14 protein-coding genes are annotated in these 15,686 nt (G+C 61.7%); 5 read left to right on the top strand and 9 right to left on the bottom strand.

Annotated features, from left to right (window positions below; translation table 11 throughout):
* The first annotated feature begins 22 nt into the window (after window positions 1–22).
* Entirely contained in the window at window positions 23–379 is a 357-nt protein-coding gene (locus GWQ27_RS10975; RefSeq protein ID WP_275907352.1) for a copper-binding protein, read from the top strand.
* 99 nt (window positions 380–478) lie between these two features.
* Here GWQ27_RS10975 and GWQ27_RS10980 read toward each other — a convergent pair whose 3' ends face one another.
* Window positions 479–1,495, bottom strand: a complete 1,017-nt coding sequence (locus GWQ27_RS10980; RefSeq protein ID WP_275907353.1) for a lipoate--protein ligase A — start codon at window positions 1,493–1,495, stop codon at window positions 479–481.
* 292 nt (window positions 1,496–1,787) lie between these two features.
* Between GWQ27_RS10980 and GWQ27_RS10985 the strand changes: the two genes are divergently transcribed.
* Window positions 1,788–4,280: a diguanylate cyclase gene (locus GWQ27_RS10985; RefSeq protein WP_275907354.1), complete on the top strand. Its 2,493-nt coding sequence runs from the start codon at window positions 1,788–1,790 to the stop codon at window positions 4,278–4,280.
* Between the two features lie 42 nt (window positions 4,281–4,322).
* Here the strand turns inward: GWQ27_RS10985 and GWQ27_RS10990 are convergent, their stop codons facing one another.
* The 5 genes from GWQ27_RS10990 to GWQ27_RS11010 are packed head-to-tail and all read right to left on the bottom strand — an operon-like array spanning window position 4,323 to window position 9,739.
* Entirely contained in the window at window positions 4,323–7,475 is a 3,153-nt protein-coding gene (locus tag GWQ27_RS10990) for an efflux RND transporter permease subunit (protein ID WP_275907355.1), read from the bottom strand.
* Window positions 7,468–8,493, bottom strand: a complete 1,026-nt coding sequence (locus GWQ27_RS10995) for an efflux RND transporter periplasmic adaptor subunit (protein ID WP_265421273.1) — start codon at window positions 8,491–8,493, stop codon at window positions 7,468–7,470. The genes GWQ27_RS10990 and GWQ27_RS10995 overlap by 8 nt, the downstream gene beginning before the upstream one ends.
* A gap of 56 nt (window positions 8,494–8,549) precedes the next feature.
* Entirely contained in the window at window positions 8,550–8,996 is a 447-nt protein-coding gene (locus GWQ27_RS11000) for a YeeE/YedE family protein (RefSeq protein ID WP_275907356.1), read from the bottom strand.
* A 12-nt stretch (window positions 8,997–9,008) separates the two neighbouring features.
* Complete coding sequence (locus tag GWQ27_RS11005) at window positions 9,009–9,422, bottom strand: YeeE/YedE thiosulfate transporter family protein (RefSeq protein WP_021138047.1); 414 nt, start codon at window positions 9,420–9,422, stop codon at window positions 9,009–9,011.
* On the bottom strand, window positions 9,422–9,739 hold the full coding sequence (locus GWQ27_RS11010; RefSeq protein WP_275907404.1) for a metalloregulator ArsR/SmtB family transcription factor: 318 nt from the start codon (window positions 9,737–9,739) through the stop codon (window positions 9,422–9,424). Before GWQ27_RS11010 ends, GWQ27_RS11005 begins: the two co-directional genes overlap by 1 nt.
* A 115-nt stretch (window positions 9,740–9,854) precedes the next feature.
* Between GWQ27_RS11010 and GWQ27_RS11015 the strand changes: the two genes are divergently transcribed.
* The 3 genes from GWQ27_RS11015 to GWQ27_RS11025 all read left to right on the top strand — a co-directional run bounded on the left by GWQ27_RS11015 (window position 9,855) and on the right by GWQ27_RS11025 (window position 11,714).
* Complete coding sequence (locus GWQ27_RS11015) at window positions 9,855–10,040, top strand: DUF2892 domain-containing protein (protein ID WP_021138049.1); 186 nt, start codon at window positions 9,855–9,857, stop codon at window positions 10,038–10,040.
* A gap of 340 nt (window positions 10,041–10,380) precedes the next feature.
* Window positions 10,381–10,755 (top strand): hypothetical protein, encoded by a 375-nt coding sequence (locus tag GWQ27_RS11020; protein WP_265453262.1) that lies wholly within the window; start codon window positions 10,381–10,383, stop codon window positions 10,753–10,755.
* Between the two features lie 230 nt (window positions 10,756–10,985).
* The gene (locus GWQ27_RS11025; RefSeq protein WP_034523310.1) at window positions 10,986–11,714 is read left to right on the top strand and encodes an MgtC/SapB family protein; all 729 of its coding nucleotides are present in this window, start codon (window positions 10,986–10,988) and stop codon (window positions 11,712–11,714) included.
* Between the two features lie 91 nt (window positions 11,715–11,805).
* Here the strand turns inward: GWQ27_RS11025 and GWQ27_RS11030 are convergent, their stop codons facing one another.
* Genes GWQ27_RS11030 through GWQ27_RS11040 form a run of 3 tightly spaced genes read right to left on the bottom strand, consistent with a single transcriptional unit; the run spans window position 11,806 to window position 15,617 of the window.
* Window positions 11,806–12,816 carry a LacI family DNA-binding transcriptional regulator gene (locus GWQ27_RS11030; RefSeq protein WP_058394293.1) on the bottom strand — a complete coding sequence of 337 codons (1,011 nt, stop codon included), beginning with the start codon at window positions 12,814–12,816 and terminating at the stop codon, window positions 11,806–11,808.
* A 27-nt stretch (window positions 12,817–12,843) separates the two neighbouring features.
* Entirely contained in the window at window positions 12,844–14,253 is a 1,410-nt protein-coding gene (locus tag GWQ27_RS11035) for a sucrose-6-phosphate hydrolase (RefSeq protein WP_275907357.1), read from the bottom strand.
* Window positions 14,253–15,617, bottom strand: coding sequence for a sucrose-specific PTS transporter subunit IIBC (locus GWQ27_RS11040; protein WP_275907358.1), 1,365 nt, complete (start codon window positions 15,615–15,617; stop codon window positions 14,253–14,255). Before GWQ27_RS11040 ends, GWQ27_RS11035 begins: the two co-directional genes overlap by 1 nt.
* Window positions 15,618–15,686: the final 69 nt, after the last annotated feature.

Genomic DNA, 15,686 nt, shown 5'->3' on the forward strand with positions numbered 1-15,686 from the left:
AATCAATCACGAGGAAAAGACCATGAACTACAAGACATTTTCAATGACATTGCTGCTCGGCCTTGCCTCTCTCCAGGCCCAGGCCGAAATGACCATGAGCCACGAGGGGCACGATATGTCCCAGATGGAGGGGATGGATATGCAAGCGACGGGAGAGAACGCGATGACCAAGGGGATCATCAGCCGTATCGACGAGACCAATGGCAAGGTGGGGATCAAACACGAGGCCATCGACAACCTCAAGATGCCCCCCATGACAATGGTGTTCCTGCTGGCGGATCCGGCCCTGACCAAGGGGCTAAAGGTCGGAGATGCGGTGCGCTTCCACGCTGAGAATCCGGATGGCAAGCTGACAGTCACCCAGCTGCAAAAACAGTGAATTGACGGACAAGATAAACGGCGGGGCTCTCCATCCCGCCGTTTATCTTGAGGTGCGTTTGGGCACCTCGTCAGTGAGCTTGCTGCCTGGACAATGGGGTCAGCGCAGTGCCGCCTGCAACCAGCCAGCAAGCGCATCCAGCTCGGCTTGCCGAGACGGGAAATCGGTCTTCAGTTGCCCGAGCAGCGCGGCTATGGCGTCGCTGCGATAGGTCACACCCACCAGCCGCTGGGCCAATGCATCCAATGGGGCCGGATCCAGGCTGTCGCTGAAGATCTGCGCCCGGCCTATGACCCCCTTCTCCACATCGAAATGCAGCTCCACCCCGCCCCAGTCGAAGCGCTCGTCCAGCTGATGGGTGAACGCAGGCGCATGACCAAAATTCCACTCCCAGCTGCGCTGGCGGGCGAAAGTGTCGGCAAAGCCGGGCAAGTCCGGCAATTGGGTCGGGGAGATATGCTCGGGGGAGACGCGCGCACCGTAGTGGGCGAAGAAGGCCTCAATGAGCGCATGACTCACCTGTTGATGTTCGATCCCGGGCAGCAGCTCGCACAGGTTGGCTACCCGACTGCGTACCGAGCTGATCCCCTTGGCGGCCAGCTTCTTGGGGTCGGGATTGAGGTAATTGGCGAGGCGGCTCAAGTCTGCATCGAGCAGCAGGGTACCGTGATGGAAACCGCGATCATGGGTCTCCCGATAGGCCGAGCCAGACACCTTGCGATCCCCGTCCTGGGAGGCCACCAGCAGGTCGTTGCGCCCGGAAGCAAAGGCACTCACCCCGAGCAGCTTGAGCGCATCGATCACTATGGCGGTGGAGATGCTCTTGTCATAGCCCGGCTTGCCCGCCATGAAGGTGAAGCAGCTGTTGCCAAGGTCGTGAAACACGGCGCCACCTCCGCTGCTGCGCCTGGCCAGGGTCACGCCATCCTCTTCCATGCGGCGGGTGTTGCACTCCTTCCACGGGTTCTGGGCACGGCCAATCACCACTGTATTGGCGTTGCGCCACAGAAACAGTACCCGCTGGTTCGGGTCCATCTGCCGGAAGATGCACTCCTCCACCGCCAGGTTGAACAGGGGATCGTGAGAGTCGGAAACTAGCAGACGCAGAGCAGTCATGGGCAGGCCTTTATCGAGTCAATAGCGGGCCGATATTACCACTTTCTTTCTCACCTACAGTCTTCAACCAGGCCAGGTTGTGGCCATAGACCATCAAAAATTGACAAGAATGACGCCAAAAGCACCGATACGGTCACAACCGTGCAAAAATCCCCCCCTGACCGAGGGATTGACACTTGCAGCATGAGAGAAATTGCCCGACGCTAGCCATAGATACATCACCAGGCGGCCTTACTTGAGCTTACCCCCTGCATTTTTCCATTGCTCGGGCCGGCATATTGGCCCTTTGCTCATGCCGTTGCTGCTGATCATACTGGCCTGTCTTCCGGCCAGAGTCGCGGCACAGGATCCGATTGTTTTACAGTTGAAGTGGCATCATCAGTTCCAGTTTGCCGGCTACTATGCGGCCATCGCCCAGGGCTATTACCGGGATGCAGGGCTCGATGTCAGGCTCAGAGAGGCCGGCCCGGGCACGGATGTGGTCGACGAAGTTGTCTCGGGGCGCGCCCATTATGGAGTCGGCAGCAGTGACTTGCTGCTGGATCGCCAGCGCGGCCAACCTGTCGTGGTACTGGCTACCCCGTTTCAACACTCCCCTCTGGTGCTGCTGGCCCGTGCCGATATCGACAACGTGCATGATCTCGTTGGCCGCCGTCTGATGCTGGAATATCACTCCGAAGAGCTGATCGCCTACCTGCAACACGAAGGGGTTGCACTTGGGTTGCTCCATCGCCAGCCCCATACCCTGAGTGCAGATGCGCTAATTCGGGGCGAAGTGGATGCCATGAGCGCCTACAACACGGATGAAACCTACACATTGCAGCAAAGCGGTGTGCCCTATCAGACCTTTACTCCTCGCAGCGCCGGTATCGACTTCTACGGTGACAACCTGTTTACCTCCGAGCGTGAATTGCGCGATCACGGGGCGAGAGTCAGAGCCTTTCGCGAAGCCAGCCTCAAGGGGTGGCGTTACGCCATGCTGCATCCAGAAGAGGTGGTAGCCTGGATCCTCACCCAATATCCGGCGACCAATAATCCGGCCCTGGACCGCAACAAGCTGCTGTTTGAAGCCAAGCAGATGCAGCCGCTTATCCGCGCCGATCTGGTGGAGATGGGCTACATGTATCCCGGCCGCTGGCAACACATAGCGCAAACCTATATGGACCTCGGCCTGCTCACTGCCATGCCGGATCTGGATAGTTTCCTCTACAGCCAGCAGGAAGAGAGAGCGCATCAACAGCAGTTGATGATCTATCAGGGCATCGCCATCGGCCTGCTGGTAACCGCCTTCCTATTGATATTGCTTATGATCTTCCTGCGTCTCAACCGCCGTCTGCGGGAAGAGAGCAAGGCACGCCATCAGCTAAGCCAGGAGATAGCCGACAACGAGCGCCACTTCCGCTTCATCACGGAGAACAGTGCCGACGTCATCTGGACCATGGATATCCAGAGTGGTCGCTTCACCTACCTGAGCCCGTCGGTACATCACCTGCGTGGTTTCACCGTCGAGGAGGTGCTGGCCCAGACGGGCGAGGAGCTGATGACGGCTGAATCTGCCGACCGCATCGCCCGCCAGATGAAGGAGTCGCTGGCAACATGGGCAGCGGGGGATCACATCAATACCAAGCGAGTCACCCTGGTGGATCAGCCTCACAAGGATGGGCGCCTCATCCACACAGAAGTGGTGACCACGCTGCATGCCGACAAGGATGGCAACCCCGTCTCTGTGCTCGGCGTAACCCGGGACATCAGCGATCGCAAAGCCAGCGAGGAGATGATGCGCCAGCTCGCTTTTTATGATCCCCTCACTCACCTGCCCAACCGTCGTCTGCTACAAGACAGGCTGCAACACTCACTGCAACAGGCGGACGGAAAGCCGCTGGCCCTGCTGTTCATCGATCTCGACCACTTCAAGCCGGTCAACGATCAGCATGGGCACGAGGCAGGCGACTGGCTGCTGGCCACCGTCGCCAAGCGAATGCTGCACTGTGTGCGGGAGGGGGACACGGTCGCCCGGATCGGCGGGGATGAATTCATGGTGCTGCTGCCCGAGATAACGGGAGAGGCGGGGGCCATCGCCATCGCCGAGGCCATCCACCAGAGTCTCAACCAGACCTTTGCCATGACGGATGCGCTCCATTTCCATATCTCCAGCTGCATCGGTGTAGCCCTCTATCCGCAGCACGGCACCACCCAGAAGCAGTTGATGAATCACGGCGATCAGGCCATGTATCAGGCCAAGGAGGCGGGGCGCAACCGCATCCAGCTGTTCACGCCCCAGATGGCGGACGGGATCACGCGAGAGGCAGCCAACCAGATGCAGCTGGGCTGGAAACAGAGCCACGACTGCGGCCACCCGCAGATCGATGATGACCATCGCCAGCTGTTTGCCCTGGCCAACCAGTTGCTCAACGGTGTGCTGACCATGGAAGAGGATACAGAGCAGTTTCATCAAAACTTCGACGCCCTGCTGGCCCTGGCCGCCCGCCACTTCAACAATGAAGAGGCCATTCTGGCCAAGCTGGAGTACGCCGAGCTGGACACTCACCGTCAGGAGCATCAAAAGCTGCTCCGTCGGGCCGACAGCCTCTATCAGGCGGCCCGCACTGGCGAGCTGACCAATCTTGCTCTACTGGATTTTGTTCTGCAGGATCTGGTGCTGGGCCACATGGTCAAGCAGGACAGACGCTATTTCCCGCTGCTGAAGGCCAGCATGCAGGAAGAGGCCCTCCTCTCGCCCGATGGCCCCCTCGCCTCTCCCCCGCCCGGTCTGGTGAAACACTGAACCTTGCTGTCTCACGCCAGCACTGGCCGCGCTCTGATCCCATCAAACACGCCGCGCCATCAGGCTGTAGTAGAGCAGCGGTATTACCACCAGGGTGAGCAAGGTGGAGACCAGGATCCCGAAAATAAGGCTGATGGCCAGCCCGTTGAAGATGGGATCATCGAGGATAAACAGGGCCCCGATCATCGCCGCCAGCGCCGTCAGCATGATGGGTTTGGCCCGCACCTGGGCCGCTTCGATCACCGCCAGCTCGAACGCCATCCCGGCTCTTCGTTGCTGCTCGATAAAGTCCACCAGCAGTATGCTGTTGCGCACTATGATCCCGGCCAGCGCTATCATCCCGATCATCGAGGTGGCAGTAAACTGGGCCCCCAGCAGGGCATGGCCCGGCATCACCCCTATGATGGTGAGCGGAATGGGAGCCATGATGATGAGCGGCACCAGATAGGATCGGAACTGGGCCACCACCAGCAGGTAGATGAGGATCATCCCCACCCCGTAGGCGATACCCATGTCACGGAAGGTCTCGTAGGTTACCTTCCACTCCCCGTCCCACAACAGGGCCACCTCCCCCAGCTTGTCGGGCTGCTGCACGTAATATTGGGGCAGGTCGATGTCGGCACCGGCGGCAAACATGCCGTAGAGCGGGCTGTCGGTATGGCCGCCCATGTCGGCCACCACCATCACCATGGGCTGCATGTTCTTGTGCATGATATAGCCGGGGGCCACCTCGTCTTTGCGACTCACCAGCTCGGAGACCCGCACCAGCTGACCGCTCTGGCTGCGCACCTTGAGGGCCAGCACACCCGCCAGATCCCGCTTGTCACCGGGGGCCAGCTCGATGCGGATCGGCACCGGATACTTGGCGCCGTGCCCCTGCAGCCAGCTGGCATCCTGATAGCCCACCCCACCATTGAGGGTGCTCACCAGATCCCCGAGATCGACCCCGAGCAGGGCCGCCTTGCTGCGATCCACCACCAGCCGCCACCTGGGCTGCGGGTCGGTCAGATAGATATCCACGTCCACCAGATCCGCCGTGGCCACAAAACGGGCCTGTACGGCGCGCGCCGCGGCTTCACGGGCGGCCGGTGTCGGGCCATAGACCTCGGCAACGATGGGTGACCAGACCGGCGGGCCGGGGGGCACCTCCACCACCTTGAGGTTGCCCCCCACCGTACTGGCGATGGCCTGCAGCGGCGCCCGTACCGACTGGGCAATCTGGTGGCTGCTGCGATGGCGCTCGTGTTTGTTCACCAGATTGACCTGAATATCCCCCACATTGGCGCCGCTGCGGATAAAGTAGTGGCGCACCAGGCCATTGAAGTTGATGGGAGCGGCGCTGCCGGCGTAGATCTGGTAATCCTTCACCTCCTCCACCTTGGCAAGCTCCCTCCCCACCGCCAGCAGGGTGCGCTCGGTCTGCTCCAGCGTCGCCCCCTCCGGCATGTCGAGCACCAGCTGGAATTCCGACTTGTTGTCAAAGGGGAGCATCTTGAGCACCACCCACTGCACCACCGGCATGGCGGTAGCCGCCCCGACCAGCAGCAGAATGACCAGCCAGAGTTTGCGTCTGGCGCGCTTGGCGCCGTCACCGATCAGGAAAGGCGTCATCAGCCAATGAAAGAGTCCGGCCTTGGCTTCGCCGTGGGCACAGTGCACCTCACCCTTGAGCAAATGGCTCGCCAGCCAGGGTGAGAAGATAAAGGCCACCAGCAAGGAGATGAGCATCCCCATGCTGGCATTGATGGGGATGGGGCTCATGTAGGGGCCCATCAGGCCGCTGACAAAGGCCATCGGCAGCAGGGCCGCGATCACGGTCAGGGTTGCCAGTATGGTCGGCCCCCCCACTTCGTCCACCGCCCCCGGAATAAGATCCTTGAGTGCCCCCTTGCCCAAACCGCGATGGCGATGGATGTTCTCCACCACCACGATGGCGTCATCCACCAGAATGCCGATGGAGAAGATCAGCGCAAACAGCGACACCCGGTTGAGGGTAAAGCCCCATGCCCAGCTGGCAAACAGGGTCAGCGCCAGGGTGATGACGATGGCCACCCCCACCACCAGCGCCTCGCGCCAGCCCATGCTCACCAGCACCAGCAGCACCACCGCCATGGTGGCAAAAATCAGCTTGCCGATCAGGGTGTTGGATTTGGTCTCGGCGGTGACGCCGTAGTCACGGGTCACCGTCACCTCGACCCCGGCAGGGATAAGCCGGTTCTGCAAACTCTCGACCCGCGCCTCCACCCGCTTGGCCACATCGACCGCGTTCTGGCCCGGCTGCTTGCCGATGGCCAGGGTCACCGCCGGATAACTGGCTTGCCCTTTCCCCATCCAGCTGCGCCTGGTCGGGGTCTCCTGACCCAGAGAAACCTTTGCCACATCCCGCAGGTAGACCGGCTTGCCGTCGTGCAGCCCCACCACAAGTTCTCGGATCTGCTGCTCGCTTTGCAGGAACTGCCCCACCTGCACCTTGATCTCACTGTTGTCCTGCTCGATGGCCTGTGTCGTACCCACCTGATTGGCGGCGGCAAGTCGCTGGCTCAGCTCACCCCAGCTGATACCGTGGGCGCTGAGGGCCGACGGATCCGGCATCACCCGCAGCACGGCGATCTGGCTGCCCAGCGTGTAGATATCGCGGGTACCGGGAATGCGCTTGAGTTCGGTCTCCAGCTCATGGGCGACCCGGGTCAGCTCGGGGGCACCCAGTTGCTTGCTCCAGAGCGTGAGGCTGACGATGGGGACATCATCGATCCCCCGGGGTTTTACCAGCGGCTGGCCGACCCCGATCCCCTGTGGCAGCCAGTCGCGGTTGGAGTCGAGCTGGTTGTTGAGATCGACGATGGCCTGTTCGCGACTCACCCCCACCTTGAACACCACCACCAGCAGGGCGCCATCGGGTTGGGAAAAAGAGTAGAGGGTATCAATACCCTTTATCTGGGAGACCACCTGCTCGGCAGGGGTGGTGACGAGGGATTCCACCTGCGCCGGGCTGGCTCCCGGGAAGGGGATATAGACATCGGCGAAGGTGACATCGATCTGCGGCTCCTCCTCCTTGGGGGTCACCAGCACCGCAAACAGGCCGAGCAGCAGCCCCACCAGCGCCAGCAGCGGGGTGATGGCCGAGCCCTGAAACAGCGCCGCCAGCCGACCGGCAGGTCCCAGCCTCTCCCTGTTGCCGTTCAGCTCGTTACTCATGGGCCAGCTCCTGCTGCTTCGCCCAGGCATCGGGGGCCAGCTTGTCACCGGCTTGCAGCCCCGCCAGGATCTCGCACAGCCCCTCGACGCAATGGCCAACCCTCACCGGCGTCAGGGACCAACCAGCAGGCTGCTGCAGATAGACGCCGTTGAACTCTCCTTGCCGCAGCAGGGCGTGCTCCGGCACCTGCAACACCTGACGCTCACCCTGCTTGAGCTGCACCTTGAGCCACATGCCGGGCAATACCCCGGCGGTTTGCGGCGGCAAGTCGAGGCGCAACTTGAAGGCGTGGCTCTGGCTGTCGGCATAGTTGAAGCGGGTCAATTTGACCGGGGTAACAGACTTGCCATCCGGCAGCAGCACCTGCACATCCGCGGGCTCACGAGCAAGCGTCAGGGCGGATTGGGGCAACTCCACCTCCACCCGCAGTGTGTCGAGGGAGAAGCCCGACAGCAGCGGGGTACCGGGGGCGACAGTCTCCCCCAGCTCTACCAGCCGTTTGGTCACCACTCCGGCGTAAGGGGCCAGAATGCGGGTATAACCGTAGGCCTCGCGGGCCTGAGTGAGGGCCGCATCGGCAGCGTTCACCTCGGCTCGGGCGGCGCGATCAGTCGCCTGGGCATTGTCGAGCTGGGCGCGGGTGATCACCCCCTTGGCAATCAGCGCCTGAAAGCGGGCGAGCTGGCGCTCGGCTTCCACTTGCTGGGCCTGCGCCCGCGCCAGTCGCGCCTGCGCACCCGTGACGGCGGCAAACTGCTCCTTGCCGCTGATCTCCAGCAGCGGTTGCCCCGCCTGCACCTGATCGTTCACATCCACCAGCATGCGGGAGACCCGACCACCGGTCTGGGCCGCCACCGTCCCCTGATTGATGGCACTGACGGTGCCATCCAGGGTGAGCCAGTCGGTCACCTGCTGTGGCGCAACCGTCAGCGGGGCCACGCTCTTCCCTTCTGCGGCCAGCGCCAAGGTGGATGTCATGACCAGCAAGGTGGCCCCCGGCAACCGGAAATGCTTCATGATAACCTCCCTCCTTGGTGCTGCGGTTCAGTACGCCAGCGGTTCACGCCACAGGATCAGGCGATGGGAGATGGCCGCACCTTCACCCATACCCGATTCAATCCCTTATCAACCAGCAAGATCCCGGCCACCATGCTTGCCACAAACAACAATATCATGGGCTGACCGCTGGAAATGAGACTCAAGGCTGGCCCCGGGCAGATGCCAACCAGCCCCCAGCCGATACCAAACAGGGCCGATCCTGCGATGAGACTGCGATCCACGTGCCGGAGCTGGCCGAACTGGTATGGCTCATCGAGCAGGCTGCGGCTGCTTGGTTTGACCAACAGTTGGTAGCCCGGCATAAACACCAGCAAGGCGCCCCCCATCACGAAGGCCAGGCTGGGATTCCAAGCCCCCGCCAGGTCGAGAAAACCGATGACACGGGCCGGATCCACCATGCCGGAGATGGCCAGACCGAGCCCGAACAAGAGACCTGCAAGCAGACTGATAAAAAGTTTCATCTCATTACCTCGTTACAACAGATGCAGGGTGACAAACACCGTCATGAAACCGGCCGCCATAAAGGTGAGGGTGGCAAAGAGGGAGCGCACCGAGAGCCGCCCCATGCCGCAGATACCGTGACCACTGGTGCAGCCATTGCCAAGACGGGTACCCATACCCACCAGCAGACCCGCCAGCGCGACCAGTGGCCAGGTCGGCAGAGCGCTGAAGCTCGGCATCCGGGCCCAGCCCAGACTGAACGCCAACCAGGCGCCCGCCCCCAGTCCCAACAAAAACAGCCAGCGCCAGGCATGCCTGTGCTGCAAGGCTCCCGCCAGAATGCCGCTGATCCCGGCCACACGACCGTTGAACAGCATCAACATCAGGGCGGAGAGCCCCACCAGCATGCCCCCGGACAGGGCAAGCAACCATTGGGTTTCAAACATCAAGACACCTCATCCTCTTGGGAGTGACAAAAATGGGTTTGCAACACGGCCAGCACATCCGCCGCCGCCCCGTTTGCCAGCGAGTAGTAGATCTGCTGGGCAACCTTGCGCGATCGGATCAGGCCGCTACGCCTGAGCACCGCCAGTTGCTGGGAAAAGGCTGACTGCCCCAACTTGCTGTGGGCCAGCAACGCGCCGACCCCCTTCTCCCCATCAATCAGCTGACAGAGCACCATCAATCGCTCTGGATGGGCCAGCGCCTTGAGCAGGACAGCCGCCTCGCTTGCGTGGCGGGTCATCTCATCGAAAGAGGCCATAGGCATAAATTAGTAGTTGCTTATATTTGGTTTTATTCTATAAATAAAACCTAAATTAGCAACTTCTAATTTTAAACCTTCGCAAGCAGCCGGATAAACAACCAAGGAACAAGATATGACTGTTGATAACGGAGTGAGAATCGTGGCGGGAAGCATGCTGTTGTTGTCACTGGCGTTGACCCAATGGGTTCATCCGGGCTTTTTCTGGCTGAGTGTTTTTGTCGGGGTCAACCTGATCCAGAGCGCTTTCACCGGTTTCTGCCCTGCCGCCATGGTACTGCGCAGGCTGGGTTGTCGCTGATGTAGCCAACTGGCTCACATTATTGACAAACTTGTATCTAAATGTTGCTGAAGGAGGATAGGGCTTTACCTCATCGCTCTGGATGAGTACCATCTGGCCGTTCATCAACAGCGGAGACCATCAGTGGGCAATTCATCAAGTGACAGTTGTAGGCCGACCCTCATAGTCGGCACCCAGGTCGCGAGATAGCCGCAGGTCTTCCTCTGCCGCTTTCTCGCAACCCTGCGAGAAGCGGAAATCCACTCCCCTCTTCTCTGTTTTTACACTTGACGTCAGGTGACCCAAGCCCAGGCCTGGACACCTTGCCTGCATAGTTTCTGCTTCCCACAAGGAGGCTGCTATGCGTTTTATTTCAACCAAATCTGGGTCCACCCAGGTTCACCCCCTGCTGAGCAAGCTGGGCCGTGGTCTGCTGCCACTCTGGCTGCGTGGCAAGCCGAGTCAGCACCACTACCGGTTGCAGATCCGCTGCCAGGATCGCGCCGACATGGAGCAGGTACTCGACATGGTGAGCCACACACTGCAACCGGCCGGGCTGCATCCCATGCAATCCCTGAGACCTGGGCGCAGTGGTGGTCGGGAGCTGGTGCTCAACCTGCACTGCACCCCGCCCCAGCGCCGGTATCTGGTGCAGTTCGTGCATCAGGTCGGGGTAGCCCACCCGGTACGCTGGGAGCTGCGCCCCCGGCGTGATGCCGAGCCAGTGCTCAACTGACAGCTATCAGGTGAATCCGGGGCCAGCCATGCTGGCCCCTCTCCATTGACCCGGCACCTCGCCCGTCGCCTTTCATTGAGCGCCTGAATATCCGGGTCTGTGCGACCCGGACGTCCGTTTTCATTTTCCATGGTGATCTTTACCGCACGCAGCCTTGCGATTTATCAGCAGTGCCCATTGGCACGCCATCATGCATCCCGAAGGCCACCAGTTATCAGAAGGAGTACGCCATGAGAATGTGGCAGCAAATTGACATGATTTCCCTGCTCGACACCCTGGCCAGCCTGTTGCTGGCCTTCGTGCTGGGCAGCCTGGTCGGGCTGGAGCGTCAGTACCGACAGCGTACCGCCGGCCTGCGCACCAACGTGCTGGTCGCCGTGGGGGCCGCCCTGTTCGTCAGCCTTGCCCAGCGCATCTATGACCTGCACGGTGGCAACTACAACGTGGTCCATGTGGTGGCTTACATCGTCTCCGGCATCGGTTTTCTCGGCGCAGGTGTCATCATGCGCGAGTCGGGCAATATCCGCGGCATCAACACGGCTGCTACCCTGTGGGGCGTAGCCGCCGTGGGGGCAGCCAGTGGGGCCGGGCTCGCCATGGAAGCAGTGCTCGGCGCCCTCTTCGTGCTGGCCGCCAACACCCTGCTGCGCCCCCTGGTCAACCAGATCAACCGCCGCCCGGTGGACAATACCGATACCGAGGTGACCTACAGAGTCACGGCCCTCGCCCAGCGCGAGTATCAGAAGGAGGTGCTGCACTGGCTGGAAGAGATGATGGAGCAGGCCAACTACCCCCTGAGCGAGCTGGACATAGCACCGTTCGGCGAGCGGGATCTGGAGATATCGGCCGTGTTGCTGGCCACCTCCATCGATGGCGATGAGCTGGATGCCCTTATGGTCAAGCTGGCCATTCATCCCCATATCAAGCAGGTGTTCTGGCGCGCCAGCACCACGGATTGAACGCACGGGGAATATCTTTGCGTCCTCTCCCGATAGACAAACAGCCCCGCCAACATTGGCGGGGCTGTTTGATGGGAACGAACCTGCGCGACTAGCGGCGACTGCGCCAGCGCACTCTGGGGGCTATGACCTGGGCGGTCTGGCCGGGAACATTCCCTGCAATCAGCTGCTGCATCAGCTCGAAGGCGGCACGGGCCAGCGCCGGACAATCTTGCGCCACAGAGTCGATGCGCATGGGAATGCAGTCGAGCAGATCGTGATCATCGAAGGTACACAGGCGCATCCCCGTCTCCATCAGCCCCGCCTCGTTGAGGTAGCGCAGCACCCCTTCCAGCAGGGTAAAGGAAGCGGTAAAGAGCCCCCTGGGTGGCGCCCCCAGCTCGGCGACCAGTTCGGCCATCAGCTGATAGCCGGAGCTGGGCTGATAATCCCGATGGCGCACCCGGGCAGGCTGGGCCTCAAGCCCGGCTCTATGCAGACCCAGTTCATAACCCGCCAGCCGGTGGCGACTGGGGGAGAGATCCAGCAGGCCGCCGAAGTAGTAGATCTCCGCCCCGCACTCGCCAGCCATGTCCCGTACCAGCTCGGCGGTGGCCTTGCAGGCATCGGAGATCACCATGGGCAGGCGCGACTCGCCGATATGGCGATCCAGCTGCACCACGGGCAGGCGGTCGTGAATACGGGCATAGGTGTCATCGCTGTGGCCGCTGGAGGCGACGATAATGCCATCCACCTGACGACTGATGAGGTTGTCCACCACCTTCTGCTCCAGAGTGGGATCATCTTCGGAGCAGGCGATCAGCAGCTGGATCCCGGCCTCGCGACAGTGGGCCTCGAGGGCCCGGGCGATACTGGCAAAACCGAAGTTGGTGAGATCGGGGATCACCAGCCCCCAGGTGTAACTGCGGGTCTCGCGCAGGGCACGGGCATGAAAGCTCGGCTGGTAGTGGCACTCGTCCGCCACCGCCTGGATCCGCTTGCGGGTCTGGTCGGCAATCCGGTACTCCGCACTCTTGCCGTTGAGCACCAGACTGGCGGTCGCCTTGGACACCCCTGCCAATTCGGCTATCTGGGCAATCGTGATCCGTTTCTTCTTCTCCACCTGGCCTCCCGGCTGACTAGAACCGGGCTATTGTACTAGGCACGCCGACAGCGGCCAGTGATTGAGGCAAATTTTGCCGCCCTCGCCCGCATCCCCTGCCGATAGTTGCGGCTTTTCACCGGGGAAGTAACGGGCTGACAGCGTCTGACGCCCATCATCCACGAAACACTCGAGGCTGGATCGATCGCACAAGAGTGTCAGCGGGCCACCCAGCCAGGGAGCTGACCTCTCTTCCCACTCCCCGCTCAGCCAGTTCTGGCGACGCAATCCAATGCGCCCTTTCTGCCACACCAGCTCGGCCACTGTGCCGAGCCAGAGACTGCCCGCGCCGGTCAGCGTCAGATCCAGCCAGGCCGATTCGATGGTCATCCCCGGAAACTCGCTGACGACCCCCTCGAAACTGGTCAGCTCCCCCTTGAGAGCGGCAAGTTCAGCCACCGGCCGCTGACAAAGCCACTCATGCTGCCAGAACAGCTCCCGCGGGCAGCTCATCTGGTGGATCCAGCCGTGAGCGACAGTGGGCTGGCTCATCTCGTTCTCCTCCGGCAGCCCCAGCCAGCCAAACAGCAGGCGACGGCCCTGGCTATCTTGTGTGGTCTGCGGCGCATAGAATTCGAAACCCCTGTCCAGCTCGTGAAAAGCCCCGTGCTCGAAATGCTCGCCATCGAACTGCCCCGCCAGCCAGCCACACTGATAGAGGTTGCGATAATCCTCCCCTTGCGGGGCAATCCCCTGCGGGCAACTTATCAACACATGGCGATCGGCCAGCGGGAAAAGATCGGGGCACTCCCACATATAGCCAAACTCCCCCAGACCGCCTCGCCCGCTGCCGGCGATGGGACCGAGCAGCTGCCACTTGTCCAGCGTCTCGCCGCGATAGAGCAGCACCTCGCCTTTGTCGTCCAGGGTGCGGGCTCCCAGCACCATCAGCCACTGCTGGCCGTCATGCCACACCTTGGGGTCGCGCACATGGCCGCTGTAGCCTTCAGGTAAATCGAGCACAGGCCCCAGCTTGGCAAACTCGCCGTCGGCGCGGGCCAGACACTGGAAGGCGGTGCGGCTGCCATCCGGGTATTTGACGTTGCCGGTGTAAATCAGGGTAAGGCGCCCCTGCTCGTCGCTCACCGCCGAACCCGAATAGCAGCCGTGGCTCTCATAGGCCTCGGTGGGCAAGAGCGCCACCGGCTCGTGCTGCCAGTGCAGCAGATCGGTCGAGCTGACATGACCCCAGCACTTGTTGCTGTGCTCGCAGCCCAGCGGATTCCACTGATAGAAGAGGTGATAGCGGCCGCCGTGCTCGATAAAGCCGTTGGGATCGTTGAGCAGCCCCACCGGGGCTGCCAGATGCCAGCGGGGCCTATGGGGATCCGCCGCCGCCTTGAGCTGTCCGGCCAATAGCGACCGGACAATCTGATTGAGGAGATCAACTTCCTTCATCACTCCACCTTGTATTTGAGCAGGGAAGAGGCGGCGAAGGCGACGCCAAAGGCGATCACCAGCCCGATGACGTAATGAATGAGGCTCATGGGCTGAACGATGGCCATGCCGGGAATACCGGTCAGCCCCACCGCCGTCATGCCTACCTTGGCCGCCACCACGTAGGCGCCGCCGCAAGCCCCGCCGAGCAGGCCGGCGAGGAAGGGCTTGATATAGCGCAGGTTGACCCCGAAGATCGCCGCCTCCGTGATGCCCAGCAGGCAGGACATGGCCGCCGGCACGGTAATGGCCCTGATTTTCGGATCCCGGGTCTTGAAGTAGACCGCGAGGCAAGCCCCGCCCTGCGCCACGTTGGCCATGGCCCAGATGGGCAGCAGGAAGTTGACCCCTATGGCCGGGTTGGTGAGCAGCCCCGCCTCTATGGCGTGGAAGCTGTGGTGGATGCCGGTGATGACGATAAGGGAATAGGTCCCGCCAAACACCAATCCAGCCAACCAGCCCGCCTGCTCATAAAGCGCACTCAGGCCGAAGGAGATGCCATCCCCCAGCACCCGACCCGCCGGGCCGATAAACAGCAACGCCACGAAACCTGTGATGATGACGGTGAGAAACGGCGTCAGGATCAGATCCAGCGCATCCGGAATGCGCTTGCGCAGCTGTTTCTCCAGATGTGACATGAACCAGACCGCCAGCAGCACAGGGAAGACGGTGCCCTGATAGCCGATCATGGCCACATCCAGCCCGAAGAAATCCATGGTCTTGAAGCCACCGGCCACGCCCCAGGCGTTGGTCAGCGCCGGGTGGGTGAGGATCCCCCCCATGGTGGCACCCAGATAGGGGTTGCCGCCAAACTCCCGCGCGGCCGTGAACCCGATCAGAATGGGCAGTATGATAAAGGCCGCCGAGCTGAACATGTCGAGCATGACGAAGAGGGCACTATCGGCGTTGACCCAGCCATAGGTGCGCACCATGCCGAGCAGCCCCATCAGCAGACCGGACGCGACGATTGCCGGAATGATGGGCACGAATATGTTGGAGAGCGTCCGCGCCAGCCGCTGGGCCACGTTGAGCTTGGCCGTCGCCATGTCGGTCAGCTCCGCCTTGCTGGCCGTCCCTGTCCCGGTAATAGCCACGAACTCCGCATAGACCTTGTTGACCAGACCTGTGCCGAAGATCACCTGGATCTGACCCGCGTTGCTGAAGCATCCCTTGACCCCCTCCAGCTTGTCGATGGCAGCCTTGTTCACCTTGCTGTCATCGGCGAGCACCAGCCGCAATCGGGTGGCGCAGTGGGCAGCGCTGACGATATTCTCCTTGCCCCCGAGCAGGGGCACCAAATCCTTGGCTATCGCACTGATATTCATATTATTCCTCTTATGGCCCGCCATGCTGGCGGGCCCTTGTCACATGAGAGTAGGGTCTGTTGAGCTGCG

Source organism: Aeromonas sp. 5HA1 (assembly GCF_029237245.1).
Lineage (GTDB): Bacteria > Pseudomonadota > Gammaproteobacteria > Enterobacterales > Aeromonadaceae > Aeromonas > Aeromonas salmonicida.

Excerpts from the sequence above, each read along its gene's own strand:
- GWQ27_RS10975 (WP_275907352.1), top strand. The coding sequence starts at position 23 with ATGAACTACAAGACATTTTCAATGACATTGCTGCTCGGCCTTGCCTCT.
- GWQ27_RS11015 (WP_021138049.1), top strand. The coding sequence starts at position 9,855 with ATGACTGTTGATAACGGAGTGAGAATCGTGGCGGGAAGCATGCTGTTG.
- GWQ27_RS11000 (WP_275907356.1), bottom strand. The coding sequence starts at position 8,996 with ATGAAACTTTTTATCAGTCTGCTTGCAGGTCTCTTGTTCGGGCTCGGT.
- GWQ27_RS11020 (WP_265453262.1), top strand. The coding sequence starts at position 10,381 with ATGCGTTTTATTTCAACCAAATCTGGGTCCACCCAGGTTCACCCCCTG.
- GWQ27_RS10990 (WP_275907355.1), bottom strand. The coding sequence starts at position 7,475 with ATGAGTAACGAGCTGAACGGCAACAGGGAGAGGCTGGGACCTGCCGGT.
- GWQ27_RS11010 (WP_275907404.1), bottom strand. The coding sequence starts at position 9,739 with ATGGCCTCTTTCGATGAGATGACCCGCCACGCAAGCGAGGCGGCTGTC.
- GWQ27_RS10995 (WP_265421273.1), bottom strand. The coding sequence starts at position 8,493 with ATGAAGCATTTCCGGTTGCCGGGGGCCACCTTGCTGGTCATGACATCC.
- GWQ27_RS11035 (WP_275907357.1), bottom strand. The coding sequence starts at position 14,253 with ATGAAGGAAGTTGATCTCCTCAATCAGATTGTCCGGTCGCTATTGGCC.
- GWQ27_RS10980 (WP_275907353.1), bottom strand. The coding sequence starts at position 1,495 with ATGACTGCTCTGCGTCTGCTAGTTTCCGACTCTCACGATCCCCTGTTC.
- GWQ27_RS11005 (WP_021138047.1), bottom strand. The coding sequence starts at position 9,422 with ATGTTTGAAACCCAATGGTTGCTTGCCCTGTCCGGGGGCATGCTGGTG.
- GWQ27_RS11040 (WP_275907358.1), bottom strand. The coding sequence starts at position 15,617 with ATGAATATCAGTGCGATAGCCAAGGATTTGGTGCCCCTGCTCGGGGGC.
- GWQ27_RS10985 (WP_275907354.1), top strand. The coding sequence starts at position 1,788 with ATGCCGTTGCTGCTGATCATACTGGCCTGTCTTCCGGCCAGAGTCGCG.
- GWQ27_RS11025 (WP_034523310.1), top strand. The coding sequence starts at position 10,986 with ATGAGAATGTGGCAGCAAATTGACATGATTTCCCTGCTCGACACCCTG.